Genomic DNA, 568 nt, shown 5'->3' with positions numbered 1-568 from the left:
AAGTTCGATACGCCTCTACCAAATCAGTTTGTTCAAGTAGAGTGGCATTTCTTACTTTTAATATTACAATCAGCTTTTCATGTTGTTAAAGAGCACGTAACACTGAGTTACCGGTAAACATTCTTATTAAAGAGTGCTTAACGCTAACGGTTACAAGAGAAGAAATGGTGGAGCCAAGCGGGATCGAACCGCTGACCTCCTGCGTGCAAGGCAGGCGCTCTCCCAGCTGAGCTATGGCCCCGAATGCTTGCCTGAAGTTTCGATAGCGGCGTTGCGCGATTCGTTCAATCAGTCACATACCATCGAGGTATGCTCCTTCAATCACTCAACGTGCGCCTTGCTCTCGAAGCTTCATGCTGCGCGTGCTGACATCGGGGAAAACCCTCTTCTCAACATCGCGGCAGCCCTGACAAGGGAATTTCAAGCGAGGGCAAGGCGAGAGGGTGTGAAGCATACATCAGTATGCGAATACCCGAACAACGCAGCCATCGCGCAGAAATGGTGGGTCTGGGCAGACTTGAACTGCCGACCTCACCCTTATCAGGGGTGCGCTCTAACCAGCTGAGCT

At 50.7% G+C, this 568-nt stretch carries 1 tRNA gene; it reads right to left on the bottom strand.

The features are described from left to right. Window positions 1–165: 165 nt before the first annotated feature. Window positions 166–241: transfer RNA gene (locus ACP7H9_RS14195), tRNA-Ala, on the bottom strand. Window positions 242–568: the final 327 nt, after the last annotated feature.

Origin of the sequence: Idiomarina sp. ST20R2A10 (assembly GCF_051842345.1) — a bacterium.
Taxonomy (GTDB): Bacteria; Pseudomonadota; Gammaproteobacteria; order Enterobacterales; family Alteromonadaceae; genus Idiomarina; species Idiomarina loihiensis.
Note: the sequence above shows the minus strand (reverse complement) of the source record. Positions and strands in the feature narration are given on the sequence as shown.